Source organism: Streptomyces sp. enrichment culture, from assembly GCF_964272855.1.
Classification (GTDB): domain Bacteria; phylum Actinomycetota; class Actinomycetes; order Streptomycetales; family Streptomycetaceae; genus Streptomyces.
Map to the genome: position 1 here is coordinate 4865190 of NZ_OZ186847.1, position 17079 is coordinate 4882268.

At 70.8% G+C, this 17079-nt stretch carries 13 protein-coding genes and 1 tRNA gene; 8 read left to right on the forward strand and 6 right to left on the reverse strand.

Annotated elements, in window-relative coordinates; all coding sequences use genetic code 11:
- Nucleotides 1-97 precede the first annotated feature (97 nt).
- The 3 genes from ACSU6L_RS21420 (at nucleotide 98) to ACSU6L_RS21430 (ending at nucleotide 6441) form a co-directional block, all read left to right on the forward strand.
- Nucleotides 98-2563, forward strand: a complete 2466-nt coding sequence (locus tag ACSU6L_RS21420; protein WP_437059087.1) for an AAA family ATPase — start codon at nucleotides 98-100, stop codon at nucleotides 2561-2563.
- The gene (locus ACSU6L_RS21425; protein ID WP_437059089.1) at nucleotides 2563-2931 is read left to right on the forward strand and encodes a hypothetical protein; all 369 of its coding nucleotides are present in this window, start codon (nucleotides 2563-2565) and stop codon (nucleotides 2929-2931) included. The genes ACSU6L_RS21420 and ACSU6L_RS21425 overlap by 1 nt, the downstream gene beginning before the upstream one ends.
- A 93-nt stretch (nucleotides 2932-3024) precedes the next feature.
- Nucleotides 3025-6441: an AAA family ATPase gene (locus ACSU6L_RS21430; RefSeq protein ID WP_437059090.1), complete on the forward strand. Its 3417-nt coding sequence runs from the start codon at nucleotides 3025-3027 to the stop codon at nucleotides 6439-6441.
- 132 nt (nucleotides 6442-6573) lie between these two features.
- Here the strand turns inward: ACSU6L_RS21430 and ACSU6L_RS21435 are convergent.
- The 3 genes from ACSU6L_RS21435 to ACSU6L_RS21445 form a co-directional block, all read right to left on the reverse strand.
- A tRNA-Arg gene (locus ACSU6L_RS21435) sits at nucleotides 6574-6646 on the reverse strand.
- A gap of 59 nt (nucleotides 6647-6705) precedes the next feature.
- The gene (locus tag ACSU6L_RS21440; RefSeq protein WP_437059092.1) at nucleotides 6706-7317 is read right to left on the reverse strand and encodes an MBL fold metallo-hydrolase; all 612 of its coding nucleotides are present in this window, start codon (nucleotides 7315-7317) and stop codon (nucleotides 6706-6708) included.
- 17 nt (nucleotides 7318-7334) lie between these two features.
- Nucleotides 7335-8561, reverse strand: a complete 1227-nt coding sequence (locus ACSU6L_RS21445; RefSeq protein WP_437064994.1) for a M6 family metalloprotease domain-containing protein — start codon at nucleotides 8559-8561, stop codon at nucleotides 7335-7337.
- A 636-nt stretch (nucleotides 8562-9197) separates the two neighbouring features.
- On the opposite strand from ACSU6L_RS21445, the gene ACSU6L_RS21450 reads away from it, so the two are divergent.
- Nucleotides 9198-9842: a TetR/AcrR family transcriptional regulator gene (locus tag ACSU6L_RS21450; RefSeq protein WP_073941475.1), complete on the forward strand. Its 645-nt coding sequence runs from the start codon at nucleotides 9198-9200 to the stop codon at nucleotides 9840-9842.
- A gap of 254 nt (nucleotides 9843-10096) precedes the next feature.
- On the forward strand, nucleotides 10097-11659 hold the full coding sequence (locus tag ACSU6L_RS21455; protein WP_437059094.1) for an MFS transporter: 1563 nt from the start codon (nucleotides 10097-10099) through the stop codon (nucleotides 11657-11659).
- Between the two features lie 79 nt (nucleotides 11660-11738).
- On the opposite strand, the gene ACSU6L_RS21460 is transcribed toward ACSU6L_RS21455, so the two are convergent.
- Nucleotides 11739-12251, reverse strand: a complete 513-nt coding sequence (locus tag ACSU6L_RS21460) for a MarR family winged helix-turn-helix transcriptional regulator (protein ID WP_437059096.1) — start codon at nucleotides 12249-12251, stop codon at nucleotides 11739-11741.
- A gap of 121 nt (nucleotides 12252-12372) precedes the next feature.
- On the opposite strand from ACSU6L_RS21460, the gene ACSU6L_RS21465 reads away from it, so the two are divergent.
- Nucleotides 12373-13164 carry a dioxygenase family protein gene (locus ACSU6L_RS21465; protein ID WP_437059098.1) on the forward strand — a complete coding sequence of 264 codons (792 nt, stop codon included), beginning with the start codon at nucleotides 12373-12375 and terminating at the stop codon, nucleotides 13162-13164.
- A gap of 16 nt (nucleotides 13165-13180) precedes the next feature.
- Here ACSU6L_RS21465 and ACSU6L_RS21470 read toward each other — a convergent pair whose 3' ends face one another.
- On the reverse strand, nucleotides 13181-13699 hold the full coding sequence (locus tag ACSU6L_RS21470; RefSeq protein ID WP_437059099.1) for an N-acetyltransferase family protein: 519 nt from the start codon (nucleotides 13697-13699) through the stop codon (nucleotides 13181-13183).
- Between the two features lie 192 nt (nucleotides 13700-13891).
- Between ACSU6L_RS21470 and ACSU6L_RS21475 the strand changes: the two genes are divergently transcribed.
- A complete protein-coding gene (locus ACSU6L_RS21475) occupies nucleotides 13892-14890 on the forward strand; it encodes a sigma-70 family RNA polymerase sigma factor (RefSeq protein ID WP_437059101.1) in 999 nt (332 codons plus the stop codon).
- A gap of 437 nt (nucleotides 14891-15327) precedes the next feature.
- Complete coding sequence (locus ACSU6L_RS21480; RefSeq protein ID WP_437064996.1) at nucleotides 15328-15984, forward strand: TetR/AcrR family transcriptional regulator; 657 nt, start codon at nucleotides 15328-15330, stop codon at nucleotides 15982-15984.
- Between the two features lie 91 nt (nucleotides 15985-16075).
- On the opposite strand, the gene ACSU6L_RS21485 is transcribed toward ACSU6L_RS21480, so the two are convergent.
- Nucleotides 16076-17041, reverse strand: a complete 966-nt coding sequence (locus tag ACSU6L_RS21485) for a helix-turn-helix transcriptional regulator (RefSeq protein WP_437059103.1) — start codon at nucleotides 17039-17041, stop codon at nucleotides 16076-16078.
- Nucleotides 17042-17079: the final 38 nt, after the last annotated feature.

The window sequence follows — 17079 nt, forward strand, 5'->3', positions numbered from 1 at the left end:
CGGTCCCTTTTCGTCGCAACGCCATACCTCGGGCCGTCCGCTCCGCGTCCATTCCGCACCGCAGTCGCCACCCACCGCACCCACGGGAGGAACCCGTATGACCGTGACGGAACAGCACCGGCAGAACGCACACCACCCCACCGACCCCGCCCGTCCGGCCCCGTCCGACCAGCCCGTGCCCATTGCCGGGCTGGTGGAGGCCCGCCTGGCGGAGGAGGCGCTCAGCGAGCCCGTGAAGGTGCTCCTGAAGGAGGCCCTGGGCGACGGCGAGCCCCGGGGGACCTCCCCTGTCGGCCGGATCTACCTCGAGTCCGTCGCCGTCGCCCGGTTCCGCGGCATCGGACCGCGCGCCTGGCTCAAGCTCAGCCCCAGACCCGGTGTGAACCTGGTCGTGGGTCGCAACGGCTCCGGCAAGTCCAGCATCGCCGAGGGCATCGAGACAGCCTTCACCGGCGTGAACATGCGCTGGCAGGGGCAGCACGCGATGCGCAGCAGCAACTGGCGCAACCTCCACGACACCGACGGCAGGCCGGAGATCGAGGTCAAGCTCGCCATCGAGGGCGACACCGGCCACAGCACCCTCACCCGCACCTGGGAGGGCGACGACTTCGACGCCTCCCGGGCCGAGCTCAAGCGCCCCGGACACGGCCGCACCCCCCTCAGCCAGGCGGACTGGACGCAGGCCCTGCGAGACTTCCGGCCCTTCCTGTCGTACGTCGATCTCGACCGCATGATCAGTGGCAAGCCCTCCGAGATGTACGACGCCATCGCCACCATCCTCGGCCTGGGGCAGCTCAGCGTCGCCGACGGCCGGCTCCGCCAGGAGGCCAAAGCGCTCGAAGACGCGGACAAGGCGGCGAAGGCGGAGCTGCCGGGCCTCAAGGAGGCGCTTTACGAGTTGGAGGACGACGAGCGCGCGGTCCAGGCACTCGTCGCCGTCGACACGGCGGGAACCCCCGACTTCGAGACGGTTGAAGCCCTCGTCGCCGGTCTGCCCGCCGACGGGGACGACGGCCTGCTTGCCCGGCTGCGCACCGAGGCCGAGGTGCAGGGACCCGAGATGGCGCAGGTCCACGCCGCCCTGGACCGTCTGCGCAATGCCCTCGCCGATATCGAGGACCTGCGCGGCACCGACGCCGAGGACGCTCTGCAGCGTGCGGAACTCCTCGAACGGGCTGTGGCGCACCACGACCGACACCCTGATGTTGCCGCCTGCCCCGTGTGCGGGACCGACGGGATGCTGGACCCGGCATGGGCCGCGGACGCCATCGCTCAGATCGCCGCACTGCGGCAGGAGGCGGAGGCAGCAGCGGGCGCGCGCAGCGAACTCCGGTCGGCAGCGCGGGCCGTGCAGGACCTCGTCCACACGCCCCGACAGATCCCCGCCGCCCTGGCCGACCCGTGGCGCGCCTGGACCGCCTGCCGGACGATCAGTGATCCCGGCGAGCTCGTCCAGCGCGCCCACGAGGCCGCCGCGCCCCTGGCCGATGCCTGCGCCGCGGTCAAGGAGAACGCCGTCAGGGAACTGGAGAAGCGGGACGAACGCTGGCGCGGGCTCGTCACCCGCCTGGCGGGCTGGGCGGAGAGGGCCCGTGCCGTGGAGGCGAACAAGCCCCGGCTGCGGGACATCAGGAAGGCGAGCACCTGGATCAGGTCGCTGGCCGCCGAGTTGCGGGAACAGCGGATGGAAGGCTTCGCCGACCAGTCGCAGCGCATCTGGGAACGGCTCCGCCAGGAGAGCAACATCGATCTCAAGGCCGTGAGCCTGAAGGGCAGCGAGAAGGCCACTGTCCGCAAGCTCGTCATGGATGTCACCGTCGACGGCCAGGAGGCCTCGGCTCTCAGCGTCATGAGCCAGGGCGAGCAGCACTCCCTCGCGCTGTCCCTGTTCCTGCCTCGGGCCGCCACCGCCGACAGCCCGTTCGGCTTCATCGTCATCGACGACCCCGTGCAGTCCATGGACCCCGCCAAGGTCAACGGACTCGCCCAGGTCCTGCACGAGCTCGGCGAGCACCGGCAGGTCGTCGTGTTCACCCACGACACCCGGCTCCAGCGGGCGTTCACCAGCCAGGATCTGCCCGTGACGGTGTTCGAGGTCGAGCGGGCCAAGTCGTCCAAGGTGAAGGTGAAGCCGGTGACCGACCCGGTACGGCAGGCACTCGACGACGCGCGGGCCCTCGCCAGTACCAGTGACCTGCCGTCGGCGGCACGGACCCACGTGCTGCCCAGCCTGTGCCGTATCGCCCTGGAGAACGCCTTCCTCGAAGCCGCCTGGATCCGGCATCACCGCTCTGGCGCGCCCGAGGACGAGCTGCAGGCCGCCGTCGGCAGCGCCGACAAGCTCATGAAGGTCGCGGCACTGGCCCTGTTCGGCGACGCCGGCCGGACCGGCGACGTCTACCGGGAACTGCGCACCCTTTGCGGACCGCGTGCGGTAGAACTCCTCAAGGAGTGCCAGAACGGCGCCCACGCCAGGGGAGCGCAGATCGCCGACCCCCACCGCTTCGTGGACGACATCGAGATCATGGCGCACAAGGTGCGCAAGCCGGTGGTGACTGCGTGATGAGCACTTCCACCACCTCGGTCGAGGAGCTCCTGCTGACGGCGGATCAGCTGCTTGCCGCCCGTACCGGCGCCACGGCCGCCGGCCGGCACCGCGGAGCCTCCCTCGCTCTGCGGACCGCCCTGGAGCTCTCCATCGATCGCGTGCTCGACGCCGCGGTGCCAGGGCTCGCCGACACCACGATGCGGGCCAAGATGCTGTGCCTCCACTGCTACACCCCGGCGGAGACCGCTCGCCGTACCAACGCCCTCTGGTCGCACCTCTGCCTGGGATGCCACTACCACCAGTACGAGATCGGCCCCACGCACGACCAGGTTCGCGCCTGGCGGACGGAGGTCGGCGAGCTGGTCGGGACGTTGGCCATCTGACTGTTTGTTACCAGCCGGTCTCTGATAGTTGTTTCGACGGGGCCGGGCGTATGCCCGTCGCAGCACCCTCCGGGGTGTTGCAAGGGGAGGGGTATGTACATCGACACCACCACGCGCGACGAGATCATCGCCGTCGAGCAGAAGGCCGTGGACCGCGCCTACGAGTGCTATGCCGCGCGGCTGGCGGAAATGACCGGGGCCTCGGTCGCCATGGCCTCCGCCAGCGGCAAGGACAGCGTCGCCAACCGGATCGAGGCCGAGGAACGGGCCGCGGCATACGACGGACTCGGCAACGAGTCGCTGGTCATCAGCCGAGTCGACGCACCGGACGAGGACGAGCCCGGCAGGGGGCCCAAGACTTGGTACGTCGGCCGACGTGCCGTTTCCGACGTCCGTACCCGCGACACCGTCGTCGTACTGTGGACCAGTCGGCAGGCCAAGAAGTGGTTCGAGGCGCTGCCCGAGGCCCCGGGCGAGGTGCTGCTGCGGCGGCGACTGCGCTGTGTACAGCGTGTCGTCGAGGACTACTTCGACGAGATCACTGCCGCCGCCCCCGTCCCGCAGCCACGGCCGGCGGCAGACGACGCCCAGCGGGAAGCCCGGCCCACCGAGCCGGCCACCGTCACGCAGAAGGAGGGAGCACCGAGCCCACCCGTCCCCACGCCCGCCGACATCGCCCGCGTCCAGCGCCAGAAGCCGCTGCAGCCCGACGACTTCCTCCTGCGTGAGCTTCAGCGCTCGCGCAGCGGCAGCATGCGGGACATCGTCGAGACCATCCGCCGCGACCAGATGGCCCTGGTCACCGGTTCGCCCTCGGACATCCTTGTCGTGCAGGGCGGCCCGGGTACCGGCAAGTCGGCGGTCGGTCTGCACCGCGTGACCTGGCTCGTCAACAACGGGCACTTCAAAGCCCAGGACGTCCTCGTCGTCGGCCCCCACCAGAGGTTCCTGGACTACGTGAGTCAGGTGCTGCCCACGCTCGGCACCCGGAACGTCAACGCCGTGCAGGTGACCCGTCTGTGGGACGGCGAGGTCCTCGGCACCGACACCCCCCAGGCGCGGGTGGTGAAGTCCGATGAGCGTATGGCGGCCGTCCTGCGGCGGCGCGTCGAGATCGAGTGCCGTCCCGAGGCCGTCGACGAGTTCACCACCACTGCCTCTTACGAGGGGGCCAAGCCGGAGTTCACCGTCACCGTCGGCAGCACGACCCTGCGTGTCCCGCGCTCCGAAATGCTTTCGCTCCTCGAAGGCGTGCGCCAAGGCGACGGCTCCTATCGTGAGCGCCGCGACCGCTTCCGCGGGCTGCTCGTCGACCGCCTGCTGCGGGAACTCGTCGCCGTCGCCCCTCGCCGCAGCCGCGACGACACGATCCGCCGCGACCTGGAACGCAACCGTCAGGTCGAGCGCCTCATCGAACGTGTCTGGCCTTCGCCCGGCGCCAGGGAAGCCCTCCGCACCCTCTACGACTCCGAAGACCTTCTGCGCAGCTGCGCCGAGGGCATTCTCGACGCCTCGGAGCAGGCAGCTCTGCGCCGTCCTCGGGCCGACACTGCCGACGCCGATCCCTGGACGCTCGACGACCGGGTCTGCCTCGAAGAACTGCGGTATCTCATCACCGGGGAGACCCCGCAGCGGTACGGGCACATCGTCGTCGACGAGGCACAGGACCTGACACCCATGCAGGCCCGCTCCCTGCGCAGGCGCTCAGCGGCGCAGGGCTCCATGACCATCCTCGGCGACCTCGCCCAGGCCACCGGCCCCCACACCCACACCGACTGGGACCGCCTCGGCACCCTCCTGTCCGACCACGGCGACTGGCGCGTGGCCGAGCTGAACACCAGCTACCGCGTGCCCGCCGAAATCATGGAGTTCGTCGCCCCCCTGGCCCGGACCATCGCCCCCACACTGCCGTTCCCACAGGCCGTGCGCACGGCGGGTGAGGACGCCGTACGGACGATCGTGACCGAGCCGTGGAAACTCCTCGACGACACCGTGGCCCAAGCCACTCGCCTCATCGGCACCAGCGACGGACACACTCTGCGCTCCGTGGCTGTCATCGTCCCCGACGACTCCGGCTGGCTCGACGAGATCAGCCGCCAGCTGGACCTGGCCGAGGGCATCACCGAGCAGGGACGCGAGGCGGTGTCCGTGCTGGCTGCCGCCCAGGCCAAGGGCATGGAGTACGACCACGTCCTCGTCGTCGAACCCGCCACCATCGCCGACCGAGGCCCGGCCGGACTGCGCCAGCTGTACGTCGCGCTCACCCGCAGCACCCAGAGCCTGACCGTCCTGCACACCTCTCCGCTCCCGGAGGCCCTCACGAACACCGACGGCGGCAGTACCGAACCAGCAACCACCGAAGGCGAACCAGGCATGGCAGACGCTGACGTCCCCGACATCGGTACGGACGTCCGAGTCCGCGTGACGGGCCGGGCACCCGGTGGCCGGTACAGGGTCAAGGCCCTGTCGCCCGCGATCGACGTCCCTCTGGTCCTGACCGTCCGCCACGGCTCGGTGCCCCCGCGTCCCGGCGCGGTACTGGACTGCTGGGTGTTCGCTCACGAGACGAACCACTGCCTGCTCACCGCGGACCAGCGTGGCCGCCAGCCCATCTCGCCGCGAATGGCGGAACGCTACCTGGCGGCGCTCGGCGTTCTCGACGAACTCACCAACGGAGACGGAACCGTTCCGGAGAACGCCCGTGATCGTCTGTCCGAGCTCAAGGGCATGGCCAACCGCGTCCTCCGCCGCGACCAGGCGGACTGGGTGGACGTGCGTCGCGTGCTCGGATCCCCCGACAAGCACCGCCTCAGCCTCCTGCGTGACATCGCGGCGCACACCAACCGCATGCTCAAGGACGGCGACCTGGACGTGAACCGTCTCCAGGCGGACCTGGCACGCGCCGGCTGGGCCCAGGCGCTGCATGAAGCCCGGGAGGCGCTCCACCGCCAGGTCGCCACGGGCGAACCCGAAACCGACGACGCACCCGCCACCGCTGAACAGCAGTCCGAGCAGAAGGAAACCGAGCCCGTGACCCCCGCCGAAGACCTGCCCGCCACGCCCGCGCCAGCGCAGGGGCTTCTGCACTCGCTGGAGAGTGCGGCGACCGCCGACCGCACGTGCAGAAAGCACGAGGCGGTGCGGCACGCTCTCAAGGCCGCCCTGCTCTGGGAGGACCTGCAGCCGACCGACTCCCCGGTCGTCGACGTCAGCCGGATCGCGGACGACGGCCACTTCCTCTACGAGGTTCTCGGTGCCGGCCGCTCCACCTACGCCGACCTCCGCGCGGGAGCCACCCGCCTCCTGGAGATCAACCACACCCTGCCCGCTCCTGCCGACCGCCTCTACCTGGTGCTCTCCGAACCGCCCGCCGAGGACTGGTCGGCCGACACCGTGTTCGGTGTCTTCGGGGTTCAGGTCCTGTGGCGCACCCCCGACAGTTGGGGCGGCCACGACGCGGAAACCGCCCTGGGCTCCGGAGAGGACCGGGCCGGAGTCCGTGCCGGATGATGCTTATCCGTTGGAGAGATTTCGGGGATCAACTCTCCGTCCGCTCACGCAAACGGCCCCGGACGAGAAGTCCGAGGCCGAGTGGGAGTCCTCCCTGGGGGACGAACCCCAGGTCGGAGCGGTAACGCGTTGTGCCCCCGGCAGGATTCGAACCTGCGACACCCGCTTTAGGAGAGCGGTGCTCTATCCCCTGAGCTACGAAGGCATTCGGCGGTGCGGGCGGTTGTGTCCGCGTTGCCGTCGTCAGTGTAGCGGGCGGGTCGGTCAGCGGGGGGAGGCTCCTGGGGGGAGCCAGTGGTAGTGGTCGGCGCCGGTGGTGGTGAGCCAGCCGTTGATGCTGGTCAGGGCGCGTTCGTTGATCTGGCCGTCGTGGATTCCGTGGGCCCGTTCCGGGGCGACGGCTTGGAGGAAGGTGATCGCTTCCGCTGTTTTGAGCCAGGAGGCCTGGAGGGGGACCAGGAGGGTTTCGACGGGGCGGTCGGGGCGGTGGAGGGAGTCTCCGGGGTGGTAGAGGCGGTCCTCGACGAGGTAGCCGAGGTTGGGGCAGTCGGGGAGGCCGCCGTGGACGTGGGCGTGTCGGCCGCCGTGGGCGGTCACCCGGAAGCCGGCCGCGGTGAACTCCTCGCCGGCGGTGACGCCGATGAAGTCGAGGCCGGGGAGGTGCGCGCCGGCGGGGGCGTAGACGGGGACGCCCAGGCCTTTGAGGCGCAACAGGTCGGCGTGGTCCGCGTGTTCGTGGGTCAGGAGGATCGCGTCGGCGCCGGCGAGGGCCGCGGGTTCGCTCCAGATGCCCGGGTCGATGATCAGAACGCCGCCGGATTCAGAGCCTCCGGCTTCCAGGCGTACGCACGAGTGCGTGTACTTCGTCAGACGCATGCCGCCCCCCTGCCCCCTCAGTCCCGTGTCACCCGGATCACATGGTCGCCCTTCGGGTCCGCCGATGTCACCGTGATGCGGATGCCCTTCGCCGGGTCCTTGAACGTGTCGCCGGGGGTGAACGGCGCGTCGGAGAGTTCTGCGTGGACGTTGGGGCTGCGGGTGCAGCCGCCGCTGTCGCCGCGGGAGTCGTAGACGGTGATCGGGCCCTGGCCGGTGTCGACGGCCGCGTCGACCTTGTAGATGAGCACGCCGGGGCGGCACACGGCCTCGTCGTTGCCCTCCCGGGTGCGGAGTTCGACGGCGTAGCCGGTGCGGCCGTCGAGGGGGACGAAGAGGAGTTTGATGCCGCCGGTGCGGGCCAGCGGGGTGAGGGTGTGCTCGGCGGTGCCGGGTTTCACGGCACAGGCGATCTGGTCGGCGTCGAGCCAGCCGAGCTTCCACTTGTGCCAGCCGAGCAGGTCGTTGTTGGCGCCCCAGTCCTCGCTCATGATGTCCCAGTGGCCGACGGCGCCGCCGCCCTCCTGGGTGTAGAGGTCGGGCAGGCCGAATACGTGCCCGTTCTCGTGGGGCAGCACGCGGTAGCCGGTGCGGTCGTAGGAGCCGGAGCCGTCGTCCTGGCGGGAGTAGACGAAGGACGCGTTGGCCACCGGCACGCCGTCCGCCGAGGGGGCCTCCGCGTTCCCGGCGAAGGTCACCGACAGCACGGTGTCGAGCGCGGACGGGCCCGCGTTCGGGGTCACCAGCACGTTCAGGAGGTCGTACGACCTGAAGTCGACCTTGGGGTCGGCGGTGGCCACAATGTCCTGGACGAGCTTGCGGTACCCGGGGTCGAAGGGCGCGCCGCGCTCTATGCCGTACGCCTCGAAGGGCTGCGGCATGCGCAGCCATCCCCGGATGGGGGTCTCCGGGCGGTAGTCGAGGCGGCCGTAGGAGCTGGTGCGGAACCAATCCTGGGTCTGCGGGAAGAACTCGCGGTACCGGTCGAGGGCCGTGCCGGCGCCGGGGGCGTCCGAGAAGTCGATCATCAGGGTGAGGGCGCGGACCGTGCCGGTGGAGGGGGAGTAGCCGCCGGGGGTGGGGATGCCCTCGGACATCTGGACGTCCCGGTGACTGGTGATCATGCAGGGCGCGAGGGCTGACGAGTGCGCTGTGCCGAGGGGGCGCGCGCCCGCCGTGGCCGGGCCGTGGGTGAAGTGGCCGGTGCTCGCGGAGGTGCTGACCGCGGCCGTCAGGGCGGTCACCGCCGCGAACGCGGCCGCGCGCCGCACGCGGGGTGCGGCCTCGCGCCATGTGCGGGGTGCCGCGTCGCGCCAGGTGTGGGGTGCGGCCTTGCGCCATGTGCCGGGTTCCGTCTCCCGGCCGATGCGGGCCACCGCCTCGCGCCACGTGCGCGGCACCGTCTCACGCCACACGCGGGGTACCGCCTGGAGCATGCGGGGCAGCCGCCCGCGCTCCACACGCGGCGCCGCTCCGCCCCCCAACCCCCGCATCGCCTCGCGTCGCATCGACTCGCGCCGCATCCGTCGTACCGCCGCGCGCCGCATGCGTCGTACCGGGCGTATCCAGCGGCTGGACGGCTGCGGCTGCATGCATGGACCTTTCGCTCCAGGCAGCCGCCCCGGTCTGGCTGCACCCTTTCGATCACCCTGTGACGGGCGGGACGCGGGCGCGCGTTGGAGGAGACCGATCGTGGGTTTCCCGGGTCCGGGTGCGTGATTCAGGTCACATGGAAAGTTTTCAGCAGCGGGAAATAAGCGGGGATCGAATCCCCGTTTAACCATGCGTCCGAGCGAAACGGGGACCCGGTCCCCGGATCACCGGCCACACATCAAGCAGTCACCGAGCAGCATCACCAGTCATCGAGCGAGGAGTACGCCGTGCAGACCGCCACCCCCGCGCGCCGCAAGGCGACCCGGCCGCGCGCCGACGCCCTGCGCAACCGGGAGCGGATCGTCACCGCCGCCCGGGAGATGTTCGTCGAGTTCGGCCCCGACGTGCCGTTCGACGAGATCGCCCGCCGGGCCGGCGTCGGCAACGCCACGGTGTACCGCAACTTCCCGGACCGCGACGCCCTCGTCCGCGAGGTCGTCTGCGCCGTCATCGACCGTACGGTCGAGGCGGCCGAGCGGGCCCTCGCCGAGACCGGCGACGCCTTCACGGCCATGGAGCGCATCGCGCACGCCGCCGCCGACGAGCGGATCAGCGCGCTGTGCCCCATGGTCTCCAGCACCTTCGACCAGAACCACCCGGACCTGGAGGCCGCGCGCGAGCGTTTCGAGCAGCTGGTCGGGGAGGTCATGGACCGCGCCAAGGCGGCCGGTCAGCTCCGGCCCGACGTGGGCGTCGGCGACCTGATGCTCGGCGTCGCCCAGCTCAGCCGGCCGCCGGCCGGCACCGCGTGCCTGAGCGCCGACCGCTTCGTCCACCGCCATCTTCAGCTGTACCTGGACGGACTGCGGGCCCCGGCCCGCACCGAACTCCCGGGCACGGCCGTCACCATGGAGGACCTGCGCCGACCCTGATCATCCAGCAGTCCAGCCAGGAGTTCATCCGGTAGTCCGCCAGGAGTTCATCCGGCAGTTCAGCCCGCAGTCCGTCAGCGGCTGAAGCGCCGGGTCACTGCCTGAAGCGCTCCGCCAGTCCAGCACACCGACACTCCCGCGGCCGTCGACGAGGACGCGCCGTCCCTCAGGTTTCCCTTTTTTCTCTCTTTTTCGTCGTACAGCTCGGCTTTTCCCTCACCAAGCTCCACCGAAGTCCCGAAGTGGGTACCTCCATGTCTCAGTCCACCGGCAAGGCGTCCGTCTCCGCCGCCTCCGCCATACCCCTCCCCGACCCCGGGCGCTGGAAGGCGCTCATCTTCATCGCGCTCGCCCAGCTGATGGTCGTGCTGGACGCGACCATCGTGAACATCGCCCTGCCGTCCGCCCAGCAGGATCTCGGCATCTCCGACGGCAACCGCCAGTGGGTGGTGACGGCGTACGCCCTCGCCTTCGGTGGTCTGCTGCTCTTCGGCGGCCGGATCGCCGACCTGTGGGGCCGTAAGCGCGCCTTCGTCGTCGGTCTGGCCGGCTTCGCCGTGGCCTCCGCGCTGGGTGGTGCCGCCACCAACGAGGCGATGATGTTCGGCGCCCGCGCCCTGCAGGGTGTGTTCGGCGCGCTGCTCGCGCCCGCCGCGCTGTCGCTGCTCGCGGTGATGTTCACCGACGCCAAGGAGCGCGCCAAGGCGTTCGGCATCTACGGTGCGATCGCCGGTGGTGGCGGCGCCGTCGGTCTGATCCTCGGCGGGTTCCTCACCGAGTACCTGGACTGGCGCTGGACGTTCTTCGTCAACATCCCGTTCGCCGTGGTCGCGGCGGCCGGTGCCTGGCTCGTCGTCCGTGAGCCGGAGGGCGGCCGCAACCGCTCCCCGCTCGACATCCCCGGCGTGATCCTGTCCACCCTGGGTCTGGTCGCGCTGGTCTACGGCTTCACCCGCGCGGAGTCCGACGGCTGGAGCGACGCGGTCACCGTCGGCATGTTCGTCGGCTCGGCCGTGCTGCTGCTCGCGTTCGTGCTGGTCGAGGCCAAGGTGAAGGCCCCGCTGCTGCCGCTGCGCGTGGTCACCGAGCGCAACCGCGGCGGTGTCTACCTCTCGCTCGGCCTCGCGATCATCGCGATGTTCGGTCTGTTCCTGTTCCTGACCTACTACCTGCAGATCGTGAAGGACTACTCGCCGGTCAAGACCGGTTTCGCCTTCCTGCCGATGATCACCGGCATGATCGTGGGCTCCACCCAGATCGGCACCCGTCTGATGACCCGGGTCGCGCCGCGGCTGCTGATGGGCCCCGGCTTCCTGGTCGCCGCCCTCGGCATGCTGCTGCTGACCCAGCTGGAGGTCGGTTCCTCGTACGCCGCCCTGCTGCTGCCCGCGATGCTGCTGCTCGGCCTCGGCATGGGTACGGCGTTCATGCCGGCGATGTCCCTGTCCACGCAGGGCGTCGAGGCGCGGGACGCCGGTGTCGCCTCCGCGATGGTCAACACCTCGCAGCAGGTGGGCGGCGCCATCGGTACGGCCCTGCTGAACACCGTCGCCGCCTCGGCGACCACGTCCTACATCGCCGACCACATCGGCTCGGCGACCTCCCGCTCCCAGCAGCAGCTGGTCCAGCTGGAGGGCATGGTCGAGGGCTACACCAGCGCCATCTGGTTCGCGGTCGGCATCCTGGTCGTGGCCGCGGCGATCGCCCTGACCCTGGTCAACGCGGGCAAGCCGAGGATGACGACCGTCACCGGCTCCGGCTCGGGCTCCGGTGCCGCGGCCGAGGACGAGGTGCCCGTGCCGGTGATCGCGCACTGAGCATCCGGCAGGCGCGCGGCAGGCGCGCGGCAGACACCCCCTGAGCCCCCGATGAGCGCATGAGTGCCATGAGCACCGCTCATCGGAGCCAGGGCAGGTCCGCTCCCGCTTCGTTGGGCTGAAGTCCCTCGGCGACGATCCGCATGATCTCGCCGAGGGACTTCTGCTGTTCCAGGGTGAGCCGGTCGAAGACGGCCTGGCGTACGGCGGCCACATGGCCCGGAGCGGACTGCTTCAGCACCTCCATGCCCTGCTCGGTGAGGACCGCGAACTGGCCCCGCTTGTCGGAGGGGCAGTTCTCCCGGCGGACCCAGCCGCTCTTCTCCAGGCGGGCGACGGCGTGCGAGAGCCGGGAGCGGGTGATCTTGGCGTGCTTGGCCAGTTCGGTCATCCGCAGCCGGCGGCGCGGCGACTCGGCGAGCTTGACCAGGAGCCCGTAGTACACGTGCGGCATACCCGCGTCACGCTGGAGCTGACGGTCGAGATGGTCCTCGAGAAGAGTGGCGGCCTCGATGTAGGAGCGCCATACGTACTGTTCCTCGGAGGTGAGCCAGCGGGGCTCCGCGGGTTCGGATGCGGGTGCCGTGTTCATGGGTTCCACTGTACGGGCACTCTCCTTGAATCTTAAACAAATCGGGCGTACGGTGGTGTGGACAGTCATTTGAGAGTTCAAGTAATTCAGGTAGTCCAGGTAAGTGGAGGAGCCGCCGACCATGTCCGCCACCGCCCCGGAGCGCATGCCCGCGCTCTACCTCAGCCACGGCGCCCCGCCCCTCGCGGACGACCCCGTCTGGCCCGGCGAACTGGCCGCCTGGTCGGCCGCCCTGCCGCGCCCCAAGGCGATCCTCATGGTCTCCGCCCACTGGGAGGAGGCCCCGCTCGCCCTCGCCGCCACCGAGCCGGTGCCGCTCGTCCACGACTTCTGGGGCTTCCCGGAGCACTACTACCGGGTCCGCTACGACGCCCCCGGCGCCCCCGCGCTCGCCGAGTCCGTACGGGAGCTGCTGCGCGCCCCCGGCATGCCCGTGCAGGACATCCCGGACCGAGGCCTCGACCACGGCGCCTACGTCCCGCTCGTCGAGATGTACCCGCACGCCGACATCCCCGTCCTCCAGGTCTCCCTGCCGACCCTCGACCCCGTACGGCTGATGGAGATCGGCCGCAAGCTCGCGCCGCTGCGCGACGAGGGCGTACTGATCGTCGGCTCCGGGTTCTTCACCCACAACCTGGCTGCCCTTCGCCACACCGGCGGGGGAGTGCCCGGCTGGTCCGCCGAGTTCGACGACTGGGGGCGGCGGGCGCTGGCGGCGCGGGACGTAGACGCGCTGCTGGACTTCCTGAACAAGGCGCCGGCGGGCCGGTACGCCCACCCCCGCACCGAGCACTTCGCCCCGCTGTTCGTGACCATGGGCGCGGCGGACGCGGCCGGCGAGCTGGGGGAGCAGAAGTCGGTGATCGACGGGTTCTGGATGGGGCTGGCGAAGCGGTCGGTGCAGTTCGGCTGACCGGGGCTGGATCGGCTCACAGCTCCTTCTCGTACCAGGCCACGTCCCAGTAACGCTCGAATTTGCGGCCCACCTCGCGGTACGTGCCGACGTGCCGGAAGCCGAAACGCTCGTGCAGCCGGGCCGAGGCCTCGTTCGGCTGGGCGATGCCGGCGTACGCGCGGTGCAGATCCTCGCCGGCCAGCGCCTCGAAGAGGGCCTTGTAGAGGAGGGTGCCGATGCCCCGGCGGCCGGCGTCCGGGGCGACGTAGACGGTGACCTCGACGGAGGTGCCGTAGGCGGCCTTGGGGCGGAAGGGGCTGGAGGTGGCGTACCCCAGAATCCGCCGGGAAGCGGTGTCCGTGGCAACCATGAGGCGGTAGGGGCCGTCTTCAGGGTGGGAGAGCAGCCAAGGGCGGCGCTCCTCCGGAGTGAAGATCTCCGTGTCGAATGTGATGGCCGTCTCACGTACGTAGTGGTTGTAGAGGTCGGTGAGATCGGTGAGGTCACCCTCGACTCCCGGCCTGACCTGCACTTCCGCACGTTCTGTCGCCATCTCGCCTCCCTTTGTGGCGGCACAGGGTACTGCACGATCAGAAAAATTGAGGGGCGGCTTGGGAATTCTGTCCGGATTCCAGTCGTTGTTTCCATCGGATGCAGGGCACTCGGAAGAGGATCCAAGGGTCCACAACTGGTGCTGAGTGTCCGAAGGACCACCCGCTGACCTCATCATCGCAAGGGAGCACGCATGGCAACCCGTGCCGTCGCCCGTCGTACGTCCGCCGCCGGCGAGACCGTCGACGCGGCAAGCAGTGTTCGCGCCCATGGCGGCGAGATCGCGGACCGCGATCTGGTCGGCATGTACCTGGACGAGATCGCGCGGACGCCGCTGCTCGACGCCGCAAAGGAGGTCGAGCTGTCACAGATCATCGAAGCGGGTGTGTTCGCGCAGCAGGTGCTCGACGGGTACGAGGAGTCGAGGGCCGAGGCCACCCGTGAGGAGCTGGAGGCCCTGGTCGCCGACGGGGAGCGGGCCAAGGACATCTTCATCCGTTCCAACCTGCGCCTGGTCGTCGCCGTCGCCCGCCGGTACCCGCGCAGCGGTCTGCCGCTGCTCGACCTGATCCAGGAGGGCAACGCCGGCCTGGTCCGCGCGGTGGAGAAGTTCGACTACCGCAAGGGCTTCAAGTTCTCGACGTACGCCACCTGGTGGATCCGTCAGGCGATCACCCGGTCCATAGCCGACCAGTCCCGCACCATCCGCCTCCCCGTCCACCTGGTGGAGGAGCTGGGCCGGATCCGGCGCGTGCAGCGCGAGTTCAACCGCGAGAACGGCCGGGAGCCCGAACCCGCCGAGATCGCCGCCGAGCTCGGCTCCACGCCGGAGCGCGTCACCGACGTGCTCGACTGGGCCCGTGACCCGGTCTCGCTGAACATGTCCGTGGACGACGAAGGGGAGACCCAGTTCGGAGACCTGCTGGAGGACACGTCCGCCGTGTCGCCCGAGCAGTCGGTCCTGACGCTGCTGCGCAGCGAGGAACTGGACGACCTCATCGGCCGTCTGGACCAGCGCACGGCCTCCATCATCAAGATGCGGTACGGCATCGAGGACGGCCGGGAGCGCACCCTCACCGAGGTCGGCAAGGAGCATGGCCTGACGCGCGAGCGCATCCGCCAGATCGAGAAGCACGCGCTGCTGGAGCTGAAGAAGCTGGCGCGGGACACCGGATTCGACGCGGCGGCGTGAGGCCCGCCGCCGCGGCGGACGGTTCGTCGAACGGCGTACGACGGGAGGAGCCGCGCACGCCGGGTGGCGAAAGCCCGCGCAAACATGGCGATGTAACGTCGCTTCAACTGCCGAGAGCCCGGGAACAAGACTTCCGGGTACACGAGTTCGACGAGTCCGACGAGTCCGGTACCGGATCTCGGCACCCGCACCCCCAGAGCCACGTCCCGACGCACTCCCCCCGGCGCCGGGACGTTCCCAGCCGGGCTTCGGCGCCTTCCCCCGGGCGTCGGAGCCCGGCTCTTCTGTGTCCGGGTGCGGCAGGGGTGCGGCGGGGCACCCCGTACCTGAACCCCGGGGAGCCCCGCCGGATGGCAGATTGTGCCACACGGGCATAACCTGACGGAGTGAGCAGCACCACCCCCTCGCTGACCGAGCGGCGCAAGGCGGCCACCCGGATGGAGATCGCACGGGCCGCGGCCGGACTCTTTGTCCGGCACGGACTGCGCGGCACCCGCGCCGAGGACATCGCCCAGGCCGCCGGGATCGCCCCGCGCACCTTCTACCGCTACTTCGCGAGCAAGGAGGAGGCCGTCGCCCCGCTCTACGCCGCGGGCGCCCAGCGCTGGGCCGACGCGGTACGGGAGGCCCCGGCCGGACTGTCCGTCCCCGAGGCCCTGGAGCACGCGGCCCGCGTGACGCTGTCGCCCGATGCCGGGGTGCCGGGCGGGGTGTCGGCGGCCTCCTGGGAATGGGTCCGCACCCTGATCCGCCTCGCCATCACCAGCCCCGCCCTGCGGAAGGTGTGGGCCGAGGTGTGCCAGGAGGCGGAGGGGAAGCTGGCCCAGGTGCTGGCGGAGCGGGCGGAGAGTGAGCGGGAGCCGGAGGAGAGGGCGCCGGGGGAGCGGGAGCCGGCATCGGCTGACGCCGGTGCGGCCCCCCACGACGGTCCCCCGCCCGACCTCCGCTTCGCCGCCGCCGTCGCGAGCGCGGCCGTACGGGTGGCCATGGAGACCTGGGCGGAAGGCACCGCGGCGGCGACCGGCGCACAGGGTCCGGCCGCGCTGGCGATGCGCAATCTGGCGGCCTTGCGGGATTTCCGCTGGGACGGGTGAGAGCGGGGCGCCAGTGAGCGGCGCGGATCACCGGCCGGATGACACGTGACCGGCGCCGATCACCCGCCGGACGACACGCGGCCGGCGCTGATCACCTGCCCGCGGCGCGGGTCAGCCTGCCGCCCAGCTCCCGTACGCATGCGACGAGTTCCGCCGGCTCCTCGACCGTGAACTCGTGGCCGAGCATGGCCAGCCGTACCGCCAGCCACTCCACCGGGTCCCCGGTCGAGCCGTGCAGTCGGCAGCTGGTGTCGTCGAGCGGCCGCGGCGGGCTCAGGAAGGCCGGCAGGCGGCTCGCGACGACCTGCGCGGGCGCGGCGAAGGTGACGGTGAAGTCGTAGGTCTCCTGACGGCGTCCGATCGACTGCCGCAGATACTCGGCCGCGCTTCCCGTCGGAAGCTCGCGCGGCGTGAACCGCGCGCCCGTGGCGAAGGGCTCGCTGACCCGGTCGACGCGGAAGGTGCGCCAGTCGGCGCGGTCAAGGTCGTAAGCGACGAGGTACCAGCGGCGGCCTGTCGAGACCAGGCGGTACGGCTCGGTGAGGCGGCGGGACTCGGTGCCGTCCTTGGCGCGGTAGGCGAACCGCAGCCGCTCGTGGCCGGCCACCGTCGACGCCATGACGGTGAGCGTCTCGGGCGCGATGCTGGCACCGTCGCCGCTGGTCAGCGGGGTGGTCGCGGCCTGGAGGGTGGTGACGCGGTGGCGCAGACGGGACGGCAGCACCTGCTCGAGCTTGGCCAGTGCCCGTACGGACGCCTCGTCCACGCCCTCGACGGCGTGCCCGGCACCGGCCCGCAGGCCGACCGCGATGGCCACCGCCTCCTCGTCGTCGAGGACGAGCGGTGGCATCGCCTTGCCCGCGACGAGCCGGTAGCCGCCGTCGGAGCCCTTGGTCGCCTGTACGGGATAGCCGAGTTCGCGCAGCCGGTCGACGTCCCGCCGGACCGTGCGCCGGGAGACGCCGAGCCGGTCGGCCAGCTCGCCGCCGGGCCATTCGCGCGGTGTCTGGAGGAGGGAGAGGAGCTGGAGCAGCCGGGCCGGGGTGTCCGTCGTCATGTCTTCGAGGATGCCCGGGATCTAGGACATGATCTGAC